Source organism: Candidatus Paceibacterota bacterium (genome assembly GCA_035530615.1).
Taxonomy (GTDB): domain Bacteria; phylum Actinomycetota; class Actinomycetes; order Nanopelagicales; family Nanopelagicaceae; genus QYPT01.
Map to the genome: position 1 here is coordinate 1 of DATKUL010000002.1, position 25,054 is coordinate 25,054.

At 48.7% G+C, this 25,054-nt stretch carries 24 protein-coding genes; 12 read left to right on the forward strand and 12 right to left on the reverse strand.

Annotated features, from left to right (window positions below; translation table 11 throughout):
- The coding region (locus VMW30_03005) for a collagen-like protein (protein ID HUW87330.1) at positions 1-925 on the forward strand (925 nt) is incomplete at its 5' end.
- Positions 926-1,031: 106 nt separating this feature from the next.
- On the opposite strand, the gene VMW30_03010 is transcribed toward VMW30_03005, so the two are convergent.
- Positions 1,032-2,231: an FUSC family protein gene (locus tag VMW30_03010; GenBank protein HUW87331.1), complete on the reverse strand. Its 1,200-nt coding sequence runs from the start codon at positions 2,229-2,231 to the stop codon at positions 1,032-1,034.
- Positions 2,232-2,341: 110 nt separating this feature from the next.
- Here VMW30_03010 and VMW30_03015 point away from each other — a divergent pair, with 110 nt between their 5' ends.
- A complete protein-coding gene (locus tag VMW30_03015) occupies positions 2,342-3,058 on the forward strand; it encodes a GNAT family N-acetyltransferase (protein HUW87332.1) in 717 nt (238 codons plus the stop codon).
- A 173-nt stretch (positions 3,059-3,231) separates the two neighbouring features.
- Positions 3,232-3,606 (forward strand): thioredoxin, encoded by a 375-nt coding sequence (gene trxA, locus VMW30_03020; protein ID HUW87333.1) that lies wholly within the window; start codon positions 3,232-3,234, stop codon positions 3,604-3,606.
- A gap of 14 nt (positions 3,607-3,620) precedes the next feature.
- On the opposite strand, the gene VMW30_03025 is transcribed toward trxA, so the two are convergent.
- Entirely contained in the window at positions 3,621-4,508 is an 888-nt protein-coding gene (locus tag VMW30_03025; GenBank protein ID HUW87334.1) for a rhodanese-related sulfurtransferase, read from the reverse strand.
- A gap of 150 nt (positions 4,509-4,658) precedes the next feature.
- On the opposite strand from VMW30_03025, the gene VMW30_03030 reads away from it, so the two are divergent.
- Positions 4,659-5,102: a hypothetical protein gene (locus VMW30_03030; GenBank protein HUW87335.1), complete on the forward strand. Its 444-nt coding sequence runs from the start codon at positions 4,659-4,661 to the stop codon at positions 5,100-5,102.
- Complete coding sequence (locus tag VMW30_03035) at positions 5,099-6,805, forward strand: DUF5671 domain-containing protein (GenBank protein ID HUW87336.1); 1,707 nt, start codon at positions 5,099-5,101, stop codon at positions 6,803-6,805. Before VMW30_03030 ends, VMW30_03035 begins: the two co-directional genes overlap by 4 nt.
- 23 nt (positions 6,806-6,828) lie before the next feature.
- On the opposite strand, the gene VMW30_03040 is transcribed toward VMW30_03035, so the two are convergent.
- Positions 6,829-7,800 carry a magnesium and cobalt transport protein CorA gene (locus VMW30_03040; protein HUW87337.1) on the reverse strand — a complete coding sequence of 324 codons (972 nt, stop codon included), beginning with the start codon at positions 7,798-7,800 and terminating at the stop codon, positions 6,829-6,831.
- A 103-nt stretch (positions 7,801-7,903) separates the two neighbouring features.
- On the opposite strand from VMW30_03040, the gene VMW30_03045 reads away from it, so the two are divergent.
- A complete protein-coding gene (locus tag VMW30_03045; protein ID HUW87338.1) occupies positions 7,904-8,341 on the forward strand; it encodes a hypothetical protein in 438 nt (145 codons plus the stop codon).
- 133 nt (positions 8,342-8,474) lie between these two features.
- Here the strand turns inward: VMW30_03045 and VMW30_03050 are convergent, their stop codons facing one another.
- On the reverse strand, positions 8,475-9,092 hold the full coding sequence (locus VMW30_03050) for a hypothetical protein (GenBank protein ID HUW87339.1): 618 nt from the start codon (positions 9,090-9,092) through the stop codon (positions 8,475-8,477).
- Between the two features lie 229 nt (positions 9,093-9,321).
- On the opposite strand from VMW30_03050, the gene VMW30_03055 reads away from it, so the two are divergent.
- A complete protein-coding gene (locus tag VMW30_03055; protein HUW87340.1) occupies positions 9,322-10,341 on the forward strand; it encodes a fibronectin type III domain-containing protein in 1,020 nt (339 codons plus the stop codon).
- Positions 10,342-10,350: 9 nt separating this feature from the next.
- The gene (locus VMW30_03060; protein HUW87341.1) at positions 10,351-10,782 is read left to right on the forward strand and encodes a hypothetical protein; all 432 of its coding nucleotides are present in this window, start codon (positions 10,351-10,353) and stop codon (positions 10,780-10,782) included.
- On the opposite strand, the gene VMW30_03065 is transcribed toward VMW30_03060, so the two are convergent.
- From VMW30_03065 to VMW30_03100, 8 genes are all read right to left on the reverse strand, one after another.
- Positions 10,767-12,122, reverse strand: coding sequence for a glycoside hydrolase family 125 protein (locus VMW30_03065; protein HUW87342.1), 1,356 nt, complete (start codon positions 12,120-12,122; stop codon positions 10,767-10,769). The two genes, VMW30_03060 and VMW30_03065, sit on opposite strands and share 16 nt — an antisense overlap.
- Positions 12,119-13,765: a glycoside hydrolase family 36 protein gene (locus tag VMW30_03070; protein HUW87343.1), complete on the reverse strand. Its 1,647-nt coding sequence runs from the start codon at positions 13,763-13,765 to the stop codon at positions 12,119-12,121. Before VMW30_03070 ends, VMW30_03065 begins: the two co-directional genes overlap by 4 nt.
- Positions 13,765-14,595: a carbohydrate ABC transporter permease gene (locus VMW30_03075; protein ID HUW87344.1), complete on the reverse strand. Its 831-nt coding sequence runs from the start codon at positions 14,593-14,595 to the stop codon at positions 13,765-13,767. The genes VMW30_03070 and VMW30_03075 overlap by 1 nt, the downstream gene beginning before the upstream one ends.
- A gap of 2 nt (positions 14,596-14,597) precedes the next feature.
- Positions 14,598-15,545, reverse strand: coding sequence for a sugar ABC transporter permease (locus tag VMW30_03080; protein ID HUW87345.1), 948 nt, complete (start codon positions 15,543-15,545; stop codon positions 14,598-14,600).
- A 9-nt stretch (positions 15,546-15,554) separates the two neighbouring features.
- Positions 15,555-16,868, reverse strand: a complete 1,314-nt coding sequence (locus tag VMW30_03085; protein HUW87346.1) for an extracellular solute-binding protein — start codon at positions 16,866-16,868, stop codon at positions 15,555-15,557.
- A 41-nt stretch (positions 16,869-16,909) separates the two neighbouring features.
- On the reverse strand, positions 16,910-18,319 hold the full coding sequence (locus tag VMW30_03090; GenBank protein ID HUW87347.1) for a hypothetical protein: 1,410 nt from the start codon (positions 18,317-18,319) through the stop codon (positions 16,910-16,912).
- An 88-nt stretch (positions 18,320-18,407) separates the two neighbouring features.
- A complete protein-coding gene (locus tag VMW30_03095; GenBank protein ID HUW87348.1) occupies positions 18,408-19,385 on the reverse strand; it encodes a LacI family DNA-binding transcriptional regulator in 978 nt (325 codons plus the stop codon).
- Positions 19,386-19,535: 150 nt separating this feature from the next.
- Complete coding sequence (locus VMW30_03100; protein ID HUW87349.1) at positions 19,536-21,014, reverse strand: multicopper oxidase family protein; 1,479 nt, start codon at positions 21,012-21,014, stop codon at positions 19,536-19,538.
- Positions 21,015-21,220: 206 nt separating this feature from the next.
- On the opposite strand from VMW30_03100, the gene VMW30_03105 reads away from it, so the two are divergent.
- From VMW30_03105 to VMW30_03120, 4 genes are all read left to right on the forward strand, one after another.
- Positions 21,221-21,484 carry a hypothetical protein gene (locus VMW30_03105; GenBank protein HUW87350.1) on the forward strand — a complete coding sequence of 88 codons (264 nt, stop codon included), beginning with the start codon at positions 21,221-21,223 and terminating at the stop codon, positions 21,482-21,484.
- 92 nt (positions 21,485-21,576) lie between these two features.
- Entirely contained in the window at positions 21,577-22,707 is a 1,131-nt protein-coding gene (locus VMW30_03110; GenBank protein HUW87351.1) for an LCP family protein, read from the forward strand.
- Positions 22,708-22,714: 7 nt separating this feature from the next.
- Positions 22,715-23,515 carry a glycosyltransferase family A protein gene (locus VMW30_03115; protein HUW87352.1) on the forward strand — a complete coding sequence of 267 codons (801 nt, stop codon included), beginning with the start codon at positions 22,715-22,717 and terminating at the stop codon, positions 23,513-23,515.
- Complete coding sequence (locus tag VMW30_03120; GenBank protein ID HUW87353.1) at positions 23,512-25,041, forward strand: glycosyltransferase family 2 protein; 1,530 nt, start codon at positions 23,512-23,514, stop codon at positions 25,039-25,041. Before VMW30_03115 ends, VMW30_03120 begins: the two co-directional genes overlap by 4 nt.
- Positions 25,042-25,054 lie beyond the last annotated feature (13 nt).

Sequence of the window (25,054 nt, forward strand, 5' to 3'; positions counted from 1 at the left end):
ACCTAGCGGCCCGACCGGTGCAGGTGCTACCGGTGCAACTGGGGCATCGGGTCCCTCGGGTCTGACCGGACCAACCGGCGCAACTGGACCCTCGGGTCCATCCGGACTTGAAGGACCTAGCGGCCCGACCGGTGCAGGTGCTACCGGTGCAACTGGCCCATCGGGTCCCTCGGGTCTGACCGGACCAACGGGTGCGACTGGTGCAACGGGACCTTCTGGTCTTACTGGTGCTACCGGCGCAACGGGTGCAACGGGACCTTCTGGTCTTACTGGTGCTACCGGCGCAACGGGCGCAACTGGAGCATCGGGCCCCTCTGGTCTGACCGGACCAACCGGTGCAACTGGAGCATCGGGCCCCTCTGGTCTGACCGGACCAACCGGTGCAACTGGACCTTCTGGTCCCACCGGTGCAGGTGCAACAGGAACAACGGGTGCTAGTGGACCATCTGGTCCATCTGGTTTGACAGGTCCATCTGGTCCATCTGGGCTTACTGGACCAAGTGGCCCTACCGGTTCCCTCACCTCAGCTTCCAACTATCTCGGGGCGGATGTTACGTTGAGTGCGACTCCAAATACTCCAAGCATTACGGGGCCAACCTTGACCCCGGCTGCAGGAACATATTTCGTGACAGGACATTTAACGATTCGGCCTTCGGCTACTGCCGCGCTGCTTGATACGACCGCAAATTTGATGTGCGGATCAACTATTATTTCAACTTCTGAGGTTGCAATACCGAAGGCTGGCGCGGGCACGTGGGACATTGCCACTATTTCTTTGGCTGGCATTTGCGTTATCGACGCTGTCAATACTGTGATTCACATGGAAGCTTCCGCGACGACCGCAAGTGCCGTAATACTTACATCCCCGATCGCTGGAGGTGTTGCAAATAAGGCAAGCGGAATTCAAATTGTGAAAATAGGGTAGTGCCTCGACGGTCGATTTTTTGAACGCTAGTCATGGAAGGTTGCGCATCCACGGCGCACGGTGAACGATTTGGAAACTGTTTTTCGCGATTACATGAATTAAATAATTACCGAGACCTGCGGAATCTCTTTGGAAGAAGTCGTCTCATTTTCTTCTGGATTTTTCTGCCTTGCTCGATGGGGGAGAGGGCCAAAATTTGCATCTCGGCCGCTTCTTCCGGGGACATGACATCAGTAATAGCAGGGCTGTCGAGATCAAGGGAATCTGCGATCCGCTCCAAGTTTGTTACTAGAGAAATGCCGCGCGCAAATTGCGCGAGATGAATTTTCTGTCCGCGTTCCATGAATTCCTCGGCTAGAGATTTGAGTGCCGCGCGCAAATCATTGGTCCTCGCATTGTGCGTCGCCTCTGAAATTTCTTCACCTAGGGTTGAACTCTCTTTTCGAATGGCGATGCCAGCAGAAGTAAGTGCATGAGAGATTTTTTCAGTGATGCTAGGTGGTAAGTCTTTGTCGAGAGAGATATCAAAAAGAGTTCGCGCGATTGTTCTCACTTGCACGACGGAATGCTCTATCGCGACGCCGCGTTCGTAGAGTTCTTCGGCTTCCTCTTCTCTTGCCATAGGAAACCACCGTGCGTAAGAGCGAGCCTCAAGCGCTTGGGCTCGGACGGTAGGAATTTCCTCCATCAGTACTCGTGCTGCTCCAAGCATTTTGGCGGCTATATCTCGCGTGTAACCATAAAACACCGCCTCGGACATTAATTCGAGTAAGTCCGCTGACTTATCTGCAAGAGATTTGATTCTGTCGATCGTTCGACCGGCGGGAGACTTCGGGTGGGCGAAGTAAGAAAATACGACCGCTATGCACATTCCAATAACGGTGGAAAGAGTTCGGTGGATCGCTTTCGTCTCGGCAAGGCCTGGGCCGAGAACAATGAGAGCGGTGATGGGCACATTTATTGATGCAACTTCACCTAGATGTAATGCACGCGATGCAACCAGGGAAAGAATGACAGTCACAAAAACTGTTGTTACGCCGAAACCAAAAAAATGTAGTGATATAAAGGCAGTGCCTACTCCGATCGCAGTGCCAAGGAGTTGGCCAAATCCTTCGCGTAGGGATTTATTTACGGATATTCGAACCGTCAAAGTCGCGACAATGGCTGCAACGAGTCCACCATTTTCGATCACTTGGTTTCCAACCAGCCACGATACGGCGGCGGCACTTGCGGTTACGAGAATCCATTGAATCCAGTACTTGCGCTTGGCAAAAGGAGCGATTACTCGTTGCCAGATTGAATTCATTGACTTCTCCGCCTCTGAGGAAATACAGGTTATCAGGGTGGTTTCATTCTGAACTGCATCGCAATTAAAGTTATGCTTCGTTGTCGCTTCTAACGTTAAGGTTCATTTTTATGGCGAAAGAAATAAATCATTCCCAAGTGTTAGACGACGCGGTGTGGTCAGCGCTTAGTGGACCTCACGCCTTAATGGCAGAAGTGCATGGAATGTCCAGGCGCTATCCATTGGACATCTCTCCGTTTGGCGCGATAGAAGATCCTCACAATCCGCAAGCATGGCGTGACCTTTCAGAATTAATCGGCCCTGGTGGGCATGTTCTTCTAACAGGTCCAGAACTCCACATCGCGGACGGCTGGGAAATTATTGATGGCGGATTTGGCCTGCAGATGACTGGAGAGGATGTCGAGGGAGAACTCGATACCGAGGGAGAACTCGATGCCGAGGCGATTCCGCTTGGCGATGATGATGTGCCAGAAATGCTCGATCTTGTTTCCCGCACTCAACCAGGTCCCTTTCTTCCACGCACTATCGAGCTTGGTGGGTACTTAGGGTTTCGCGTAAATGGCGCACTTGTCGCCATGGCCGGTTGCCGGATTCATCCCCAGGGTTGGCGTGAGATCAGTGCCGTCTGCACGGATGAGTCGCAACGGGGGAAGGGGTTGGCGGGTCGCCTTGTGAAGGCGGTTGCTGCCAACATTCGAGCCGAGGGGGATATGCCGTTCCTTCACGTCTCTGAATCAAATGCAAATGCAATTCGCCTGTATCTAGCCATGGGATTTCGGATTAGGATGCGCACGCAATTTGCCGTCATTAAAGAGGTTTCAGCGTAGTTTTTTGCTCATTTCTGTGACCCCGGTTACAGGATGTACAGGGAATAAAAGGAGGTTAACTTCGGTTAATAGCCAACGAGGGATGTCTATTGCACTCGGCTTTAGCATTACCAATCCACGTGCCCACGTAGTTATTGAGAAACTTCAAGAGTTGTTAGAGAGGACTAGTTAATATGGCCACAATCAATATCGGGAACGAATCCTTCAGTGAGACAGTCAGCAAAGGCGGGATTACCTTTGTAGATTTCTGGGCTGCTTGGTGTGGACCTTGCAGAATGTTCGCTCCAGTATTTGAAGCTGCCTCTGAGAAGTTTCCAGAGATTACTTTTGCCAAGGTTGATACAGAAGCCGAGCAAGAATTGGCGCAGGGCGCGGGAATCTCCTCCATCCCAACCTTGATGGCTTTCAAGGATGGAATCTTGGTTTTCAGCCAACCTGGTGCGCTTCCTGCCCCGTCATTTGAAGAGTTGATTCAAGCCGTTCAGGGCTTGGATATGGACGACGTCCGCAAGCAGATTGCCGAAGAAGAGGCAGCAGCCAAAGGATAGGCACCGAGTCTGATCTATATGAACGTTTGGTCATGCGAGCAGTACTTATTCGATTGATTGTTGGCGCAAGACTCGCAGAGTAGGACCAATTCGTGGCAGGCGACATTGGCACAGTTATAAAATTGCTTCGTTGCAGTCGAACATTTTTCGCACTCGCCAATGATTTTTGTATTTTCTGAGAAGTCAATCGCCATGCGTGCGTCAAATGTGTAAAGGGATCCCTCCCACAGAGAGCTATCGCCATACTTCTTGCCGTACCTCACAATTCCACCTTCAATTTGGTAGACCTCTTTGAATCCGCGTTTCTTCATTACCGATGAAAGGACTTCGCACCTTATTCCGCCTGTGCAGTAGGTGACAATCGGCTTTTCTTTGAGGTGATCGTATTTGCCACTTTCAATCTCGCTTACGAAGTCCCGAGAAGTCATTACATCAGGCACAACCGCATTTCGGAATTTCCCGATCTTCGCTTCGAAGGCATTGCGGCCATCGAAGAAAACAACATCGTCACCGCGTTCTTTGACTAATTTCTCTACGTCGTAGGGCTTGAGATGCACTCCGCCGCCGACAACGCCATTCTCATCAACTTCAAGTTCTGTTGGATTTCCAAATGCAACGAGCTCATCGCGTACACGTACCTTGAGACGAGGAAAATCATTTCCATCACCATCTGACCATTTGAAATCGATTTTCTTAAATCCTGGGTAAGCCTTTGTGGCTTTGACATATTTCTTTAGGGCGGACATATCTCCACCAAGAGTTCCGTTAATGCCGTGCGGTGAAATCAAGATACGTCCATTTAGACCGAGTGCTTCACAGAGGGTCTGCTGCCAGAGTCGAATTGCTTCGGGGTCGGAAATAGGCGTGAAACCGTAATAAAGAATAACCTTTTGAAGTTCCACGGAGGAATCTTACCCAATGGAGATACCATTTTTTTCTAACGTAAGGCTACGCGTTTGTGACAAGTTGGCGAAGGCAGAACCCACTTTCTGGCAGTAATCGGCGTACTGTTTAGGCGTGGGTCACGTACAGGGCACAAGGAGGCTTTGAGAATGAAAAAGTCACCGAACCAAATACTGGCTACTGTCTTCGCGTTACTAATCATCGCAGTTGTTCTTGTGACTCTCTTTACCTCTGGGAACGCATCTAAAACCCTTGACCCTGCGACGCCGGCGGGGACCGTGCAGGGTTATTTGGCCGCCGTGCTAAAGGGCGATTATGAGAAGGCAGCGCAGTTCATTTCATCGGAAAGTTCGTGTGATGTTCAAGATCTTGATCGCGTCTACACAATGGACACAGCACGGGTCGATCTCGTCAAAACGGAGGTAGACGGTGAGCACGCACAGGTCTGGGTTAAAGTCGATTACCCGTCTGGTGCACCATTTGATGCGGTGAGGGTGGAAGATCACACCTTTCGTCTCATCCAAGTGAATAATCATTGGTTGCTAACTGGAATTCCATGGCCACTTTATGATTGCGGAGTGATCGCGAAATGATAATTGGCGCTCTATTTCCAGTCATTCTTCTTGTCATAGTCATTTTGGTCATTCGGAGATTTACTAGTCGTGATGATCACGGTCCCGTAACAGGGAATTCCGTGAGGAGATTTTTCCAATTCCTCCTCATGTATGGACTTCTCGTTGTATCAGGAGTGGGGTTCTCTGGATTACTTGGACGACTTCTGCGCGCAGACAGCCTTGTGGTCCTAGACCAAACCGGACTAGCGAGAAACTTTTCATTCGTTGTCGTTGGTGTTCCTCTGTATGCACTTTTGGCCTTCTGGACAAGGCGCAAATTCATCGCCGAGCCCGTTGAGGCAAAGTCATTCGGTTGGACTTTCTATATCACCGCATCTTCTGTAACCGCGCTTCTCTTTACTTTTTTTGCGTTCCGCGAGATTCTCACGTGGGCAGTAGACGATGTGAACTACAACGGCGAATCAATCGCCAGAGTTATTGTTTGGGGAGCAATCTGGGGCGCACATTGGTGGCTTGATGCTCGAGTTACTCCTAAGACCAGTACCAGATATCACCACCTCATTGGATCACTTATTGGACTGGTGGCAGTGTTTGTCGGCTTGAGCGATTTGCTCTCTGCGGGTCTTGGTCGCGTTTTTCATCTAGGTGGAGATGCAATTTTCATGCGAGGAGGCGACTCCATTTGGTTGAGCGCTATTACCTTGATCACTGGAATACCGGTTTGGTGGCTCTACTGGATGAGGACATACTCAAAATCTTCCAAAGACTCGCTCTGGTTTGGCTACGTATTGCTGGCAGGTGTGGCTGGCGGACTGATAGTCGCAGTTTCGTGTGCCAGCACGGTTCTCTACCAAGTTTTAGTCTGGTTCATAGGGGAGCCAGCCTCTACAGAGGCCGCATTCCATTTTCAGAACGCGTCAAATTTCGCAGGCGCGGCCATAGTCGGCTTCATAACATGGTGGTACCACCATGCGGTACTCGATGAAGAGAGAGTCGCTGCTCGAACTGAGGTGCAGCGGATTTATGAATATTTAATTGCTGGTATTGGTCTTGCAGCGGCATCTGGTGGAATTGGAGTGCTTCTTACTGCACTTGTTCAAGAGCTCACTAGTTCTACATCGCTAGTCGGCGGTAGTGGTTCTAGCAATACCCTAATCGCAGCGGGCACGCTCTTGATTATTGGTGGACCAGTGTGGTTGATATTCTGGAGCCGGGTTCAGAATGCCACGCAGAAATCTCCTGCAACAGAGCATGCATCCGCTACCCGTCGAATCTATCTTTTTCTACTTTTCGGCGTAGGTGGACTGGCTGGAGTAGTCGCCCTGTTAGTTGGGGTTTTCTTCTTCTTCGACGATGTATTTAAAGGAAACTTCGGTATCGCCACTTTTCACCGAGCCCGCTTTACTATAAGTATTTTGCTAACAGCTTTTGCGGTCGCTGGTTACCACTGGATGATTTATAGGAACGAACGAGAACTTGGGATACCAGGTCAAAAAGGACTTCAGTTTGTTTTCCTCATCGGAGCGAAGGATATTGAATTGAACCGCGCAATAACTCATCAGACGGGCGCTCGAGTCCAAGCCTGGAAACGAGTTAATGACACAAGCAGTTTTGGATCGACTGAGGAAGTGCTAAAGATTCTGTCAGCAGTTGAAAGCGAGAACGTTCTCTTACTTGCCGACCCAGACGGAGTGAAGGTAATTCCAATCGATCGCGATTAATTCTCTTGCGAGAGCCGTAGAAACTACAGCCAGTCAGATTTTTTGAATTTTCGAAAGAGAAACAATGTCAACAAAACCATCCCACCGATCACAAGTGGATAGCCAAAACGAGTGCTAAGTTCTGGCATGTGTTCGAAGTTCATTCCGTAGATGCCTGCGATCATTGTTGGCCCCGAAGCAAGTGCGACCCACGCCGTAATTTTTCTTACGTCAATATTCTGTTGAACTTGTACGTGGGCTAGGTCTGCTTGCAGAACAGAAGTGAGCATCGAGTCCAATCCGGTGGCGTGGTCGCAAGCGCGCATTAAGTGGTCTAACGTGTCTCGGAAGAAGGGTTTTAGCGGCTCGGGTACCAGGGTGAAGTTCTCACCAGCTACTTTCTGCACGGGGAGAACAAGCGGCTCGATAGCGTGACGAAACTCGATGAATTCTCTCTTTAGAAAGTAGATATCTTGCGAGAAGGTTTGGCGTCTGCCGCTAAAGACTTTGGTTTCTAGCCTCGCAACCTCTTGTTCGAGGGCTGTGGCAATCGCTATGTACCCATCAATAACTCGATCAAGAACTGCGTGAAGAACCGCATAGGGTCCAAGGGCCATCAGCTCTGGCTTTGCTTCAAGATCTCTTCGCACGGTGGCCAGAGGAGAACCTTCCCCGTGACGCACAATCACAATGAAATGATCGGATATAAAGCAGAGAATTTCGCCGGTGGAAATTTCTGTTTCGGTTGGGTCAAAGAAAACTGTTTTTAAAACGAAGAGAGTGAGACCTTCATAGCCTTCTATCTTTGGACGTTGTTTAGCGTGTACTGCATCTTCTACAGCGAGGGGATGGAAATTCAGTTCACCCACGATCATTTGCAATTCTTCATGGGACGGTTCCGCCAGACCCAGCCAGACAAACCCTCCGCTGGATTTTGCAATGTCTACTAAGTCCGAGATATCGGTTGGTCCATCAACGCGTATGCCTTTTTGGTAAAGCGCGGAGTCAACGATCACACGAAATTATATTGCTTTAGTTCGTGCCGAGTGCAAAATTTGGAGTGGAGAATCTAGTCAAGGGGTTCGGTATTGACTACAGTGTTCAAAAAGGGGGCATGAAGTGAAGAGATTTCTGGCTTCAGGAGTAGCTCTAGGCATCATGGTCGCCACGCTCGGGGCGACGGGCGCATCTGCAGCGGATCCGCTTCCAGGATCAAGTGCGTGCAACAAGGTTAAGGCCCAGGTTCTGGCGTATGAAAAGCAGGAACAGATTTTTAAGAAGGATTATGAGCCCGTGAACGGTATATGGTCTTGGTTTTTTACGAGTGCTCATCTGAACAAATACTGGAATCTACAGAAGGAGATTGTCGATTTTGAAGTAGCAATGTTTGCGTACGACGTGAAGAATATTTCATGTTTCACGCCACGTCAGCGGAGATATGCCAAGACTGAATTTGAAGAATGGAAGAGCATTCAGAGATTCATCGCGGAGACACCTGATTGGGTGACTGGTTTTTCATTCGTCCCAATTGCCTGGGATTCCATCTTCAAGGCTTAAGACCTCATGTGCTCGTCTAGTTCGATTTGGTGCAACTTGCGAATTTGTATAGACAAATCAAAACCCCCGACTCCTATTTAGAACTCCAACTTTCGGGGTTCAGTTCACATGAGCCGGGAGTTTTGATTATTCGCTATTTAGTTTTTTTGTTCTTCCCGTTATCGGGCTTTGTTGGAGCGAGAGGCTTCACAGGATTGGATGGCTTGACTGGAAGCGGTGGCTTGGTCAACTCTGCTGGTTTAACTGGCTTAACTGGGGCGGCACCCAGGGCAGCTTTAGCGCTCTGGAATGCTTCGTTCGCCGCGGAAGTTGCGGTTGCATGATTCTTAAGCGCCAGTTCCATTTGTGCATCGGTCGTGGCGGAGGCCACAGCCGCGAGGAATTCGCTATCTGCTTTGTTCATAGCTGCCCGGCGAGCGGTGATGATAGGTGTCAATTTTGCCAGGTAGGCGGCTTCAAGGACCCGATACTGCTCTAACGCTGCCTTGTATGGTGCTAGATACTTGTCGAGAGTTGCTTGCCAATCGGCCCAGTACTTCTCCATGGCGATTCGGTAGTTAATTGAATTGACGGTGAGTGCAATCCGGAATTTCAAAAGTCCGGTCTTGTAGGCGAGTAAATCTGCACTACTGGCAGAGGTGGATTTAGTTGCTTTTGGGGTGGCGGTTTCATCGGCGCTTACAACGCTCGCCGAACTCATAATCAATCCTGCCGTCAGGAGAGCTGCGCCCAACGTTCTTCTAGTTTTCATGATTTACTCCTCAAGCGAAGTCGGGCCCTATTGCCCCACGTAAAAAGTTTTGACGATGACTTTGTGCATTCTCTGAGAGAATTCTCCTGCGCTTATGTGGATTTTGAAAGGAAATTAGGGCTGATTCTCGTCTTCCCTGCAGACAAATCCAAGGGGCAGTTGTAGCATCAAAGTGAGGTCTTACATCACTTGTTAGGAGGTGGCGGTGACAAGAGGCCAAGAAGGTTTAATGAAGACACCGTCTGGTCGTGGTAAGCGACCCTTGCTTATTCTTTTAGTATCTGCGCTGAGCGTGTTTATGATTTCGCCAGTTGCAGCAGTTTCACTGCCTTCGGCACCCCAATATGTGGAGGCAATGGCGGGGCCGACTCAGGTAGCGGTCACATGGGATCCGCCGAGTTCCAATACAGAGGCAACCCTCACCTACACTGCACGGGTTTGGACAGTCCCACCCCCCACCGCCTCGCCAATTTTTGGATCCTGCTCCACGACAAGTCTGGGGTGTGTAGTTTCTGGATTAGCGACCGGTTCGACGTATTACGTGGACGTGGTGGCAAGCAATAGTGCCGGCACCGGTGGACCAAGTGCCATGAAGCCAATATCTCCAGGTAATGCTGGATCTCCTCCAAGTAATGTTTCTGCAACAAGTGATAGCAAGGGAATGCTGAGCGTTAAATGGTCTCCGTCATCTTCGCTGGGGACTGGTCAGTTTGCTTGGTATGCCGCCGAAGTTTTTACTGGACCAGAAATCTCCGCTGGGTCATACGCGGGATACTGCACCGAAAGTTCAGCTCTGGGAAATAGTTGTCTGATCGGCGGACTCAAATTGGGCACTGCATACTATGTTCAAGTTAGAACCGTATCGTCACTCGGGTCCAGTTATCCAACAACGCCGAGATACAAAGTCATCGTTGGAAGCGCTGCCAGCGCAACGCCAACTTCTGCAGCGACTTCCAAGCCAAGGCTGTCGGCACCTCAATCGGTGAAGGTGGTTGCTCTTTCCAAAGCAATTCGGGTTTCCTGGAAAGCACCGGTATTCACAGCGGGTAAGAGAATCCTTGGATACCGAGCAGGGGCGTACGGTCCAGCTCACACGTTGCTCTCTTATTGCAAAACTACAGCGAGAGTTTTCACATGCACAATCTTAAAGTTGAAGCCGAAGAAGGCTACGTACATTGGCGTGGTCGCGCTTTATTCGGGCGTGGAGAGCCCATTGTCCAAATTGATTGCCGTCATTCCCAAGAGTTAGGGGTTGAAAGTGAAGGAAGAAATCGTCCAAGAAATCTTCGCAAAGTTGGAATCACTTGCGCTTTCTCCGGTCAAAGGCGGAGATTCGGATATCACCGTCGATTGCGAGTTGCTCGATGCCAAGGGTGGGTCAGGGGAGAAGAAAATCATCTACGAAAATGCCGTGTTGGTTGATGATGAAGAGAGGACTGTTTTCCTCTACGAGAAAACCACCGAGAAAAGTAAGGGGTTTTCGTTTGGGGCAAGCGGTGAGTCTTCTTTTCAATCTGGCAAGACTCTCATGCGGCACGTAAAGGGAACTTTCATAGGCCTCAACGGCGTGGTGATCAACTATGACTTTGATATTGGTGAAATCTCCAAGTCAATCAAGGCAATTGCTGAGAAGAACGGGTACAAATTCAAGACGGTAATCCGACGAAAGAGCGCTCAACTTCGCCACTGAGCAATCAGACTGGGTCGCTCGGTAAGTAGGTGATGAATTAAGACTCCGAAGAGCGAATTACACCAGGCAAACCACGACCTTGAGTATTCATTGGGATTGTCAACATCAAAGCTCTCATGAAGTAATCCAGTGCCTGCGCTTGATTTGATAAGTAGGAGAAGGCAATCTCGTATTTCTGCCTCATCCTGACTCGTGAGTGCTTGAAAAATGAGAGAGGTAGGCCAGATCCTTTTTTTGCCCGTGTGCGGAGATCCAATCCCTGAGCCTAAAATTCCTCGGTAGAAATATGGGTTCCCTGAACTCAAAACAAATGAGCGAGTTGCTTGGTAAACCAGACTGCTCGGGTCTACTGCGTTGAAATATGGAAGAGAGAGCAGACTAGGAGCGTTTGCGTCATCCATCAGGACAGAATTTCCTAATCCGTCGACTTCGTAGGCGTAGATAGTTCCAAATGACTCGTGATCTACAGTCGCAAATCCAGCCAGCCCTTCTGAAATATCCGAGACCAAGCAATCTATCTGTTCGCCGAAATCATCAAGGTTGAGTTCGATAAGAACTCTCTGAATTTCATTTAGAACTTTGCGCGCGAAGAGATTCGCAGGGATATTAAAAGGCAGTTCACAGGCATCATCGGAAGGGCGAAAGGAAGAAGCGATCATTCCAGTAGGGACGTAGGAGGGCCCATACCCTCCATTAGAAAGAGTATCTATTGGATTCTCGGTTGCACGGTCAAAGAAATATGGACCGTGTTCGGATATCCGTTGTTGCACACGCATTGTTTGGAGGATAAGCCCGAGAGATTCCTTCCAGACTTGATTAAATGGGGTCCGATCTGCGGTTAGATTCCAGTAGGCGACACAGAGTCTTAAGTGATAACAGAACGAGTCCAGTTCCCATTTACGTTCATGCACGCCAGGCTTCATTTCGGTGAGATCGATGGCGTGCATGCCCAACTTATTTTCGTCATAGAAAGCGTTCGCGTATGGATCTTTCAAGATGCACTGCGTTTGCCTTCTTATTAAACCGGCTACCAGGCTTCGAATTTCTGGAGCATGTTTCATGAGTGGTAGGTAGTGCCATATTTGCGCTGTTGAATCTCTGAGCCACATTGCTTCAATATCGCCGGTGATGATGTAACTCAACGGTTCGTTGTCCGCCTCTGTGTAGTAGGAAGTTGTATCGAGGGTATTCGAGAAGGTGTTAATGAATAGGTTTCGCAAATTCTGATCTGGAATCTTTGGGGCGATCTCGTCGAGGTATTGATCAAGGTTTCGACTATAGAAAGCACGATCAACCGGCGCCGGTCGACTCCAAGAATCGAAACCTCCGAACTCCTTCAACTCAGGTACTCATCAATCTTTTCGAATTTCACAAGTAAGTAGGAGTAATCAATGGAAGAAACCTCAAATTCGAAGTTGCTCTGTTGGGCAGAGAGAATTTCTTCCCCTGTCATTAGATTTATTGCACGATACCTCGAAGACTTGTCAGCTGGCCCGTATGTGATCGGGAGAGCTGTAGCTGCGCCGGGAAGTTGGTAAATGAGAAGAAGCGGTTCAAAGTGGTCGGACTCTATTGCGAATCCGACTGTCCGAGCACCTTCATTCTCTCGCAGGGGTTGAGCGCTTAATCGACGGATGAATGCTTGATCTTGATACCTTGGGCGAAATTCGTCCTTGTAGATTGCAATAAATGTTTTGGCTGTTTGTATCTGCTGGGTATTGAAATCGCATAATTTCTGACTCAAACCAAAAGCGCCGAGCAATGTCACTGCCAGGAGAAATTCCAACCTCTGTAAATCCTGATCCGCAATTTTGAAGCCTTGGTGGGCGTGATCTCCCTTCCATTCGCTATCGCACCATCCAAGCACTTTTTCAGGGGGGAAAAATAGAGATGAAGCCCAGAATGCACTGAGCGCGTGTTCAGGCCAATCCGGGTCACTCGTAAATCCCAAGTCGACATGCAGGGCAATCCCAAGATCCCAGCGCAAGCCCCCAGAGCTGCAGGATTCGATCGTGAGGTCTGGATTTCTCTCATGTAATTCGTCTAGAAATCGATAGAGATTGTCAATGTGAGATGTAAGACCAAGGTCGTGCGAATGAGCGTGATCATCACGATTGCAGCCTGTCTTTGGATCAAGGTTGAAATCAATCTTCACCCACGTCGCCTTGCAGGTATCAATCAAGTGCTGAATTTGCACCGTTGCCCATTGATAGCCGTCAGGATTGCCGAAGCAAAGATATCCAAGGTCTTTGCCATCACGCTTCGCCATAAACGTCGGAAACTCAGCCACTATTCGCGATCTGACCCCTAAGGCTTCAATCTCTATCCAAATTCCAAAATCTACTCCTTGAGATCGAACCGCATCACCCAAAGAAGCTAGTCCATGGGGGAATCGGCTCCTGTTTACATCATCCCAATCTCCACGAAAGTCATACCAATGGCTTGCTGAATCAGAGGCGCCAAACCATCCGGCATCAAGAACCGCCACCTCTAAGCCGATCTCCTTGGCTATTTTTGCGTTATCAATAATGACGCGCTCATTTACGTCAGAGTCTTCGTAAGGCCACCAAGAGTTCCATTCCATCTTCAACAGAGAGTGAGAGTGTTGAGTATCGATTGCCCGAAAGGAAGTGATGAGCGCACGGGATGCGCTATCCATTCCTCCGTGATGCGAGGAGTGAGTTAAGACATCTAGGTTTGGATTGTCGCTATCGATCGCCACGGCGAGTGAATTGCCCGATACCATCGTTTTAAGTGACCAATTTCCTGACCACATGATTGCGAGGATGTAGGAGCGTTCACCGTCCTCGATGATTAAAAATGGATGGTAACCCTTGCTCGACCGACCAGCTTCTACGGTGATATCAATGGGCGTGTTGGCACTTTGAGTGTGCGGCATCCACTCGGCTCCCCAGTCCGAACTCCAGTAATGGATACGCGCTGCGGAGAGATCTGGAAAATGGTTCAAGGTCGAAGAAGGCATTAAGAAGAGCCAATTCCCGAAGAGACCCCGCGCACTAGGTAGCGTGAAGTAAATGCCAGAAGTGCGATGGTTGGCGCGGCGGTTATGCAGAGTGCGGCCGCAACGAGGGGTTGATTGGATGTATAGCGTCCGCCAATACTTGCCAGAGCAGGGGTGAGAAGGCGTTGAGACTGATCCGGCAAGATTAAATAGGCGTACAGGAGTTCGTTCCACATACCTAGAAATTGAAGCACGCCAAGCGTCGTAAGTCCTGCGGCTGCATTAGGAAGTGCAATCAGAAAGAACGACTTGAAGAACCCAGCGCCATCAATTCTGGCAGCGTCCAAAATTGTGTCGGGTACGGCATTGAATGTGGATTTCAAGAAGAAGACGCCAAAAGGAATATTTGTCCCTATGTATACGAAGATCAAACCAGGCAGGTGTCCGACAAGACTGAATTTCGAGAGTAGTAGGTATATAGGAATAATCAGGATCTGACTGGGGAGCAACATGACTGCAATGAAGGACCACGTAACGAATTTGCTACCAGGGAAATCATATTTCGACAGGGCGTAACCGGCAATGGAGGAGAGCATCAGGGATGTGAAGAGGCTAATTCCAACTACAAGGATAGTATTTCTTGCCGCCAACCCTAATGAGTAATTGTTGATCAGGATCCGGAAGTTTTCGAATGTGAAGAACTTCGGGATTCCATACGCATTTTTCACATAATCCTCGAGAGTTCGAGAGGACGTCATCACAACATAGAGCAACGGGTAGAGCGTCGAGACGGCGATGCTCGCAAGAATTAGGAATACTGTTGAATTAGCCTTCCAATCCAGTTTTCTCATGGTTAGTTACCATCGTTATTTCTCAAGTACTTACTCTGGGCGATTGTCAGTATAGAAATAATCCCGAAGACGATGACTGCTAGCGCTGAACCTTGGCCCATATCACTGGCGGAGAAGGCCTTCTGGTAAATCAAATAGTCCAGAGTGGTCGTTGAATAAAGGGGTCCACCAGCGGTCATAACAAAGATGTATCCAAAGAGCGAAGTAAATGTATAAAGAATGTTGATGATAGAAACGAAGGCGAGCTGGTTGCGAACGTTTGGAATAATGATGTACCAGAACCGCTGCCACCATCCGGCTCCATCAACTTCGGCAGCTAGGAAGATGTCACCGTCGATGGCCATGAGTCCGCTAAGCAGGATCATCATGGCGTAGCCAAAGCCCGACCAGATCAAAGCCATGACTACTACAAAGATTGCCATATTTGCTCGGGCGAAGAAATTGATCGGGGTAAAACCAAGTCTGATGAGGGCTGAATTCACAGGGCCTTCGAGCGTGAACGCCGAGCGGAACATGAGGCCGATAACCGATGCTGAGAGCACCGAGGGAAGGAAGAAGATGATTCTGAATAGCTTCCAACCGTATATTTCCTGATAGAGCAGGACTGCCGTAAGGGTTCCAAAGAATATTACGAAGGGGATTGCCGCTAAGAATTTAAGGTTGGTGAAGAAGACTTCGTGGACTAGTGGCGCTGCGAATATATCAACGTAGTTTTTAAGTCCGATGAATTTTGATGTCACACCATCTGTTTTGAGAAATGAAATCCAGATTGCGTATCCAATTGGGTAGAAAAGTAAACCGGCTACAACGAGGAATGCTGGCAAGGTCGCCAGAATCCCAATGCGTTGTCGTTGTTTTGTTAGGGACCGCTTCTTTCCACCCACACCTGCTGGCCCCCTCTCAGATTTAACTTTGAGGGGACCAACAGGTGTTACAGCAGGCGAGGCCATTTTTTTACTCTATTTATTATCCGTTAGCGATTGCTGGAGTTGTGCGACAGCATCCGCTGGAGTCGTCTGTCCAAGTGCCACAGATGCATTCAACTTGTAGAACAAGTCGATTGTTGGTCCAGGCATGATGTTGTCGAACGGATATACCTGTGGGCGACTTGCGACGTCCTTTGATTGCTGTTTGAGCAACGGGTTCTTAATAACATTCGGATTTGAGTGAATGCTATTAGACGGCTCAGTCTGAGTGGTTGCTACGTACATGTCGATGGTTTTTGGTTGTATGAGGTACTTCAAGAACTTAATCGCTTCGACCTTATTCTTGCTGTACTTCGTAACAGCGACGGAGACGTTGGTTCCACCAGCCAAAATACCTGGATACTTTGATCCAGCCAATGTTGGAATAGCAAAGGTTCCGGCGTATTGACCAAGAGCCTTGTAAATCGGATCGTTATCCCAGCCACCGTCGATGATCATGGCACCCTTACCAGCAAGGAATCCATTGAGGCGGTCGCCTTGGCCGACTGTCGTTGCATCGGCATTTGTTACACCTGCGGTGTAGAGGGACTTGTACCCGTTGTATGCCTTGATAAATGCCGGTGAGTCAATTTTTGCCTTACCGGTATACATATCAAAGAAAGCATTTGGGCCGAGTTGGCCACCAACGAGTGAAGCGATAACCCAAGCGCCTGTGTAGCCTTCCAAGTTGGTTTCCCAAATTGGAGTTTCAATGCCCGCGTTCTTCATTTTCTTTGCTAGCGCAAGGAAGGCTTCCCACGTCTGTGGAGGTTTGCTCAGATTGATGTTGTACTGGCTCAAGACTCGCTTGTCGTAGAAGACATAGAAGTATGAACCCGCTCCGTATGGAAGAGCTAGCAGTGAACCCTTTGGGTTGTACTTGGCGCGTACAGTTCCAGTTCCTGTTATGACCGCGAGTTCTTTCTTGGTGAAGTACTTGTCGAGTGGCTCAAGGAATGGCTCGAATGAGAGCGTGTTGCCACCTGCGAATCCGATCTTGATGTCAGGACCATTCTTGGCAATCGATGCTGCCTTGAATTGGGTGTCTGAGACGCCGCCATCAATTTCGCTTATGTTGATGGTCACATTCTTGTGAAGCTTCTCGTATGCAACTTTTGCCTTGTAGATAAATGATGTCTTGGTATCCATCACTCCGTTAGCAAGGTGACCCATCAAGCCTGGATCCCAAACCTTCAGAACGATTTTCTTTGCTGCGGCATTTGCTGGTGATGCTGCTGCGCCCACCGACATTGCCATGGCAACCGCTACTAGAACGCTTAGCGATTTGCCGGTTTTGATTTTGACCATCGTCGACCTCTCCCTGTAGTTGGTGTTTCTCTTCATTTTCATTACCACCGATTCCACATCTGCCGGTGATCTTGCGCCCATGCGTACGCCGCAACAGTCCACCCCTGGATCATTTGCGGCGGTTGACAGATTCGATTAAAGCCCGCGCCGAATCCATCAGACGCTCCTTCGATATCGATCACTTCCGCACTGACCCACCCATGGAGGGGTGCATCACTTCGAAGCAATTCGGGGAAGCCTCCAATTGATTCAATCGCCGCAACCGTTCTGCCGATGAGAACAGTGGCTTGTGATTGAAATCCGTGACGCAGCAGTCCTCTGCCAGTGAATATTCCATCCATCGGCCACGCAGACCCCGTGTGATAGCCACCAGGACGATATGAGGGATGTTCGCTGGAAAGTGTTCGTAGGCCCGCAGGTCCTAGGAGTTGAGGATCGGTAACGGCATCGGCAATCACCATCCGGTACATGTCCCACTCAGGTCCATCAAGTATCGTCGAATCCAAGAGGCGTCCTTGGTTGCTGGCTTGCGAATCAAGAGGTGTTTGCTTTCCGTCTTCATCTCGCTCCGTGGCCATTGCAAAACGATTGCCGAGCCATAGGTGTTCGATCATCTTGAGCCTGACTCGATTTGCAGCTGCTTTCAATTCGTCGCAGTCGAGCGGCCAGTCAAGATACGGACGAAGCAATTGAAGTTGTGCAGCGCCATTCAGAGCATCAAATACTTCTGCGGCAGTTTCGATAGAAGCGAGAGAACCCTCGCCGGCGATCCGCCCATCTGCATGGACATAAGAATCGCCAGAATCTTTCCAGACCTGATTCTTAATTCCCTTTGGATTGGATCGCTTTGATTCGATGAGACCAGATGGAGTTTCAAGGCGAGTAACAATCCATTTAGTTGCGAGGACTGCTCGTTCAGCGAGGGTCTTATTGCCAACTTGAATATCGAGGAGTCCGGGTTCTTCGAGTGCTTCTTTTGCCAATGCTTTTAACCAGAGGGGAGTACTGTCGACAGATCCGTAATATGGGAAAGACCAACCTTCCGCTTCCATGATTTCGCGAGCACGTTCATCTCCGGCATCGCGCACCTCGTGAGGTATCCGACCAGGTTCTTCCTCACTTTTGCTATTGAAATTTGTTCCTTGCGCTTCGCCTAATGCGGCGATCACTCCACGACGAAGTCCTGGCACTCGCGCCCCGAGGAAGTCCGCGATGATTAAAGAGTCTCGGCCGAATAAGCAGCGAAAAAGATTCTGCTCTCCAACGCCACGGTGGTGGTCAAATGGAATGGATGCATATGGGATCAACCAGGGACCGCGGTAGGCAAGTATCCAGGGGATGGCTGTTTCTAACGGTGGGCGGAAACGAGGATCGAAAACGGGGTCGCTTGGGGAAAGTATTAACCGTCGCGAAATGACATGTTCGCCAACTTTAATATCTGCGTCGGGCACGTTCTCTCCTCTAACTCGTGTCCCGTGGAGTGTATTGATGTAAATTTTTCATTTCAATACACTCGGATAATGTAATTTATTCTTTACATTAGAGAGTGCTCTTTCGGTGAATCAACTCGACCTTGAGTTCCTCTTGTAATGGTCCACCATCTACATCCATGGATCTAAGAATCTCAACCGCACGCCGTCCCGTTGCATCAAGGTGTGTGCGAACGGATGAGATGCCAAGTTTCGCTGCAATATCCGTGTCTCCGTATCCGATAAGCGTAATTTCCTGACCGATTTTCAAGCCAAATGAAATGCAGGCCGTGTACACGGCAACGGCAAGGTCATCGGAGGCCGCAAATATTGCTTCAGGCCGATTCTTAGACTTGAGAATCGTCAGAATCTCTTTCTGAAGATCGGGGGAGTCTGGATCGAGGAGGAGCTCACCGACGATCTCCTTCTTATTGCGGTTGAGCCGATCTCGGAAGGATTTCAGACGGATTCCTGCGCTCGCGTTCACGGCTGTCGGGTGGACACCCACAAACAAGATTCGAGTAGCGGTGCTTTTGTTGAAAAAATCCGCGACGAGTTCGCTGCCCTTTTTATCCGAAGTCAAGACACGTGAGAATCTCGGATCATCATTTTCGATCAATACCGTGGGCACGCGAAATCTTTCAATGTAGGTGACAACCTCTTCAAAGATTGGTACTCCGATAAAAATCAATCCTTCTACGCGTTTAGTTACTACCAATCTTTTGACGTACTCCATGGAATACGAAGAATCGTCTACTTCATACAAAAGCATTTCGTGTGGCCATGCTCGGAGTGCATTTGATATCCCGCGGAGTCGTTCGAATTCGCCATCATGATTAAAGAGGCGAGCAAAAACGGCGATACGGAGCATAGAAAGGTCACGCTCAAGAACCCGAGGCGCTTTGTAATTCAATGCAGCAGCAGCTACGCGAATGCGGTCGACAGTCTCTGGTTTTACCAACTCTGGGTTTGAGAAGAAGCGAGAGGCTGTTGCGATACTTACTCCAGCATAGGCGGCTACCTGGCTGAGTGTCGCTCTTTTACCCATGGCTCACCACCTCCTTAGCATAATTTACTTATTGAATATATGTAGATAAATCTTGACTTTTCCTGGTTATGCTCCCTAAATGGCGGAAGAAGATGCGTCAGCACCTCTCGGTCTTACTGAGGCATATTCAGTGAAGACACCGGATGACAATCAGGCGATGTACTCCAACCGCGTCATCATGCCTGCTTCGGCATGATAGGCATTGTGGCAGTGGATCATCCACCTGCCAGGATTTGTGGCAGCGTAATCGACGTTAACGCCTCCCATAGGCTGCAATAGGACTGTGTCTTTTCGAGCGCCCATCCCACCAGCTACTCCGAGTTGAAAGGTGTGTCCGTGAAGGTGAATTGGATGGGGCATCATCGACATATTTCTAATGCGTAGCCTGCCCATTTCATTCTCTTTGATCGTAAGTGCTTTTGTCTGATCGTACGTACGACCATTAATTTTCCAAATATATGGGTTCATGCTTCCCGTTAATATCAGATCCTGTATCCGGTCAGGTTTTTTTGAAGGCAGTCTTACCGCGTCAGTTGCTTTCAAAGTTTCCACTCTGAGTGGGATCGCGTTTAACTCACTGGGTAGAAAATCGGCTGAAGGAACTCGCCCACTTGCAGTTCGGATGAGAGCGCGCGCATGTTGCGATTTTCCAACTGCCCGGGCGACAAGTGGGAAAATTCCATCTTTCAACGTCACAACGAGGTCGTATCTCTCTCCCATACCAATTTGAAGAAGTGTCGCTTCGGAGGGCTTAACGGGAAAGCCATCGGTATGCGTGACATTCATTGAATGTTGAGAGAGAGCAACGTGGAAGATTGTGTCGGCCGCAGCATTAATAATACGAAGTCGGATTCTCTCCCCGGGATTTGCGGAGAATATGTCAGGATCATTAATCGGATGCCCATTGATGAGATACATGGGATAGGTGACATCTCCTCCGTCCATTGCCCCCATTCCGCTCATGCCACCCATATCCATGCCACCCATATCCATGCCGCTACCGCCACCTGATTTTTTTAACTCGGCAAATATTTGATCTGGATTCTTACCGACGCCGTCGGTCCAGTCGTCCAAGATAAGAATCCATTCTTGATCATAATTTGAGCGCTCATTTGGGTCATCAACTATGAGGGGGGAATAGAGCCCCCTATCGAGTTGAGTTCCGCTGTGTGGGTGAAACCAATAAGTGCCCGCATCGGGGGTTATGAAGTCAAAATTGAAATCTTTCCCGGCACGTACTTCTGGCGTGGTGACTCCAGGTACGCCATCCATATCGTTTCTAATTGCCAGTCCGTGCCAGTGCACACTTGTCGGCACTGGCAGCCTATTGTGGAAGTTAACTTTGACACGATCTCCTTTGTTCACTCGAAAGATTTTGCCTGGCAGCGTGTTGCCGTAAGTCCACGTCTTGGCAATCGTTCCGCCCAGATCAATTTCCGAAAGGCCGGCAGTGAGTTTAAAATTCCTCACCTGGCCAGACGTGAGGAGCGTGGCCTCCCGTGCATCGATTGAGGACAATCCAGCATCTTTAGGCCTCTCTCTAAATCCATATCCGGCTATCCCACTGGCCACGGTGGCGCCGATAACCCCACCGAGTAATCCGCGGCGACTGATGTGAAAGTTCGACATATTCTCTCCTAAGAATTACTCATCCGTCTGAAGGGGATTACTGATTGCAACTGCGTCATCATCTCGAGCGGAGCCTGTAAAAGGTGCCGGATAATCCTAAAGATTTGATGAAGATGTTTTCTTTACTGAATCATTATGGATCTAGTAGATCTATCTCTATTTATCCCACCTACCGTTACAACTACAAGGCTACCAAGGAGGACGAAATGATGAATTGGGATGGTTATGGAACAACATGGTGGGGCGGCGGGATGATGTTCATGGGGCTGTTTTGGATTTTGCTTATTGGTCTCAGCATTTGGCTCATAAGTTGGATCACCCAACGTGGGGCACCTGCTGAAAAAATTGAGAGCCCTCGGCAAGTACTCGATCGCAGGTTGGCCTCAGGCGAAATTAAAGTAACTGAGTACGCTCAGATGCGAAGGCTCATTGATGGTCGGGCAAACGAAAATTTGGAGTCGGACTCTTAGAATTGCAACTCTTATCTATAGTTTTAGGCAAGGAAAATAAAGGGCAGCTAGCAAGTTTTCTGTTCCGTTGATGCGATTGCTACAATCTGTCGGTGTCGAGTCCGAGATTGGTGAAGATTGTGACTGCCATATCTTTGGGAGTCGTCTTTGCTTCACTTCTCTCATGGGTTGGCCTCAATGGAGTCGTAGGTTCAATATCCCATAATGATGTTTTCGGGGGACTGCAGACCCGTGCCGTGAAAGAGTCAAAGTCCCTCAATTTCTTAGTTGTGGGTTCAGATTCACGGAGCGGACTTACGAAAACCGAACTGAAGAAATTGCGGGTCGGGAGTACCAAGACGGCAGCGGGCGGGCGCTCTGACACAATGTTTTTGGTTCATATCAGTAAAGATCGTAGCAACGCCGTGATTGTCTCTATTCCCCGGGATACTTTGGCAACGATCCCTTCGCATATTAATAGTTCCGGCAAACTGGTTGAGGGTCCGGTCCAATCCAAGATAAATGCTGCATTTGCCTGGGGCGGCGCCCCGTTGCTCATTCAGACTTTAGAGAGCAAATCCAAACTACATATAGATCATTATGTTGAAATCAATTTCGCTGGATTTACGAAAATTGTTGATTCGTTGGGCGGTATCGAGGTATGCAGCAAGACTGCAATTAATGATCCAAAGAGTCATCTGGTCATGTCATCGGGTGTACACACGCTTCAAGGAGCTCAAGCGCTTGCGTATGTACGTACTCGCGAATTTGACGGAACGGGTGATATTGGAAGAATGAAGCGACAACAAGCATTTGTTAGTTCGGTCTTCCACAAAGTGACAAGTGCGGGGATCCTTTTGAATCCAACAGCGTTGGTCAAAGTATTTAATGCCTCTATTGGTTCAATTTCTACAGATCCTGGGTTCGGGTCTAATGACTTATTGTCGTTACTTCAAAATCTTGGCAATTTATCTGCCAGCAAGGTTCGAACTCTCACGGTTCCACTCTCAAATTCAAACGGCTATGCGCCTGGAATTGGTTCTGTTGTGATGTGGGATTCAGTCCGAGCCCGAAACCTCTTTGACCGGTTGAATAAGGATCAAGTGATCTTTGATGTGGTCAGACCTTCTGCCTCGGCTTCTTCTACCTCCTCTTCTTCCGCCGCGAAGCCATCAAAGCCACGTCTGATTGAGAAATTTGACGCAAAAGTTGTATCATCCAATTTATGCGCCCCCAAGAGATGATCCCTAGATGAAGGCAATGGGTGATCAGAGTTATGAAGAGGAAGTCAACGCACTAAAAGCACTACGCGCAATCAGACGGTCGAATATTGAAACGTACCCTTCACTATCCGTTGTTATTTCCACTGCAAGACCAACTGATTTTTCGCAGATATTGCACCAGTTGTCAAAGCAGGGGTTGCCGTATTTTGAATTGATGATTGGTATTCATGATTTCACATTGAATAGTAGGCACAAGGAGTTGATCAGAAAATTAGAGAATCGCAACGTCGATGTGAAGATAAAGAATTTTGAAAGGCATGAAACGTTAGGATCAATTTTGAGTGTCTTGGCTGCCGACTCGAGTGGACAATATATTTCAAAGATGGACGATGACGACATCTATGGTCCAGAGCATTTGCAGGATTTGCTGGACACACTTATTGATAAAGGAGCCGATGTCGTAGGCAAAGCGATGAATTATATTTATATTGAAGACTTAGATCTGACTACTCGCAAGGTCTTGGCTGCCGGAATTTCTTCCGTCGAAGAATGGGATGACTGGGTTTGTGGCGGGACAATTCTTGTAAGAAGAGATGCAGGACAGGCTGCGGGCTGGTTCGGCGAAGGGAAAAGTGCGGTAGATAAGTTTCTTCTGTCGGGAGTGAAATCTCATGGCGGACGTATTTTTAGAACATATGGCAATGGCTACATTTATCGACGCAGCCTGACTCCCCAGACGTACGTCACTCATTACTCCAAATACCTCAATAATTCTATCGAACAGAGGATTGGCATTTGGCAGTCGGAAGAATTTGGTACAGGCAAATGACAGGTCAAGTGTGGAGGTATGACCGACCAGAGAACTTGACCCTTGCTTCTGATCCCAGTCTCTCGGTGGCGATTATTGTTTGTTGTAGGAATGGTCAGGAAAAATTAGATCTTTCCGTGGCGTCACTTGCCGCCCAAACATATCCGGAACAATTGATTCAATTAGTCATAGTTGATGATGGTTCCACTCCTGGATTGAAATTGCCGCCCATAAGGCCCAAAAACACAAAGATTATCAAATTCGCTAATACTGATGAGCAGTGGGGGAAGACGCAAGCTACAAATTTTGCTACAGGTAAAGTAAATGCGGATGTCTTTTGGATGCATGACGCCGATATGGTCTTTGATCCGCAGCATCTCTCAGAGCATATGAAATGGCACCATAACGATGATGATTACTTGGTTCTCGGATGGAAGAGGTTCGTCGCAAACTGGGATTACCAGCCTAAGTCCCTTCATGAGAAACTTCTGGCTGGTCAATTTGATACTTTGTATTCTGAAAGTGAGGGCAAGGATTCTTGGGAATTGCTCTTAAAACTCACGGACGATTTGCGAAGTCCAGATTTGGACAGCTTCAGAGCCGTGGTGGGTGCAACTTTCTCCATAAAAAAGAGAACCTGGGATTCAATCGGGAGGTATAACCCCGTATTCAAAATGGCTGAAGATACTGAACTTGGTTGGCGATCACTTATGGCCGGCCTAAGGCTTGTGCCAGAACGGGACGCAAAGTCTTGGCACCTTGGAGTAAGTACAGTTGAAGAAAATATGTCCATGGTGCTCGAACACAATAGGCCGAATATGGCCAATTACATCCCTGGACTCGGATATTTACGTAAAGGCAGTCCGATAAATTTTAAGGTCCCAGATGCCGAAGTCTTGATCGACGCTCGAAGCATGAGTTTCGATTCATTTGCACTAGTGTTGAAAAGATTCTTCTCCGACAAGAGTATTCAAGTGCGTTTTCGAGTTTTCGGCCCTTGGAAGGCGCTGCACGAGAGATATGACTTGCGAAATGACCCACTCTCTTCCTTACGAAGGATTTACGGTCTGCATTCAGGGGACACCCGATTTAGTTTTGAAGAACTGGCAGGAACTATGAAATTGAGCCCGCACCAGATTCTTGACTTAATTGAACTGGGACCCACTCCATATATATATTTCACTGAAGGCGAACTGGATTCACAGATAAATTTTTCTGGCATGCGTGCGTTTATATCTAAATCAGGCAACGGTTTGGAGGGAGTTGTAGATTTCAATGATCACCGCACGTTTGTAATCTATGCACCCGCCCTTGCACGGGCTCGACGCTTGCCAGGATCAAGTTATCGAAACTTAGAAATGACGTGGGGATTGCATTGGAATTCAGTAGAGCGGTTTGTTTTCCAAGATACCCGTGGCCGCCGTTACTACTACCGATTAATTAGAGTTGGAGTACTGCGAGTTTTGAAGGTAAGAAGGCCCTCAGATATCGCCAATCTTTCCCACATGGTAAAGAAAGTGGTATCAAAGTCCGCAAAGGCAAAGTGAGTCCGCGTTTGAA

Excerpts from the sequence above, each read along its gene's own strand:
- VMW30_03010 (HUW87331.1), bottom strand. The coding sequence starts at position 2,231 with ATGAATTCAATCTGGCAACGAGTAATCGCTCCTTTTGCCAAGCGCAAG.
- VMW30_03015 (HUW87332.1), top strand. The coding sequence starts at position 2,342 with ATGGCGAAAGAAATAAATCATTCCCAAGTGTTAGACGACGCGGTGTGG.
- trxA (HUW87333.1), top strand. The coding sequence starts at position 3,232 with ATGGCCACAATCAATATCGGGAACGAATCCTTCAGTGAGACAGTCAGC.
- VMW30_03030 (HUW87335.1), top strand. The coding sequence starts at position 4,659 with ATGAAAAAGTCACCGAACCAAATACTGGCTACTGTCTTCGCGTTACTA.
- VMW30_03035 (HUW87336.1), top strand. The coding sequence starts at position 5,099 with ATGATAATTGGCGCTCTATTTCCAGTCATTCTTCTTGTCATAGTCATT.
- VMW30_03050 (HUW87339.1), bottom strand. The coding sequence starts at position 9,092 with ATGAAAACTAGAAGAACGTTGGGCGCAGCTCTCCTGACGGCAGGATTG.
- VMW30_03055 (HUW87340.1), top strand. The coding sequence starts at position 9,322 with ATGAAGACACCGTCTGGTCGTGGTAAGCGACCCTTGCTTATTCTTTTA.
- VMW30_03070 (HUW87343.1), bottom strand. The coding sequence starts at position 13,765 with ATGCCTTCTTCGACCTTGAACCATTTTCCAGATCTCTCCGCAGCGCGT.
- VMW30_03075 (HUW87344.1), bottom strand. The coding sequence starts at position 14,595 with ATGAGAAAACTGGATTGGAAGGCTAATTCAACAGTATTCCTAATTCTT.
- VMW30_03080 (HUW87345.1), bottom strand. The coding sequence starts at position 15,545 with ATGGCCTCGCCTGCTGTAACACCTGTTGGTCCCCTCAAAGTTAAATCT.
- VMW30_03085 (HUW87346.1), bottom strand. The coding sequence starts at position 16,868 with ATGGTCAAAATCAAAACCGGCAAATCGCTAAGCGTTCTAGTAGCGGTT.
- VMW30_03095 (HUW87348.1), bottom strand. The coding sequence starts at position 19,385 with ATGGGTAAAAGAGCGACACTCAGCCAGGTAGCCGCCTATGCTGGAGTA.
- VMW30_03100 (HUW87349.1), bottom strand. The coding sequence starts at position 21,014 with ATGTCGAACTTTCACATCAGTCGCCGCGGATTACTCGGTGGGGTTATC.
- VMW30_03105 (HUW87350.1), top strand. The coding sequence starts at position 21,221 with ATGATGAATTGGGATGGTTATGGAACAACATGGTGGGGCGGCGGGATG.
- VMW30_03115 (HUW87352.1), top strand. The coding sequence starts at position 22,715 with ATGAAGGCAATGGGTGATCAGAGTTATGAAGAGGAAGTCAACGCACTA.
- VMW30_03120 (HUW87353.1), top strand. The coding sequence starts at position 23,512 with ATGACAGGTCAAGTGTGGAGGTATGACCGACCAGAGAACTTGACCCTT.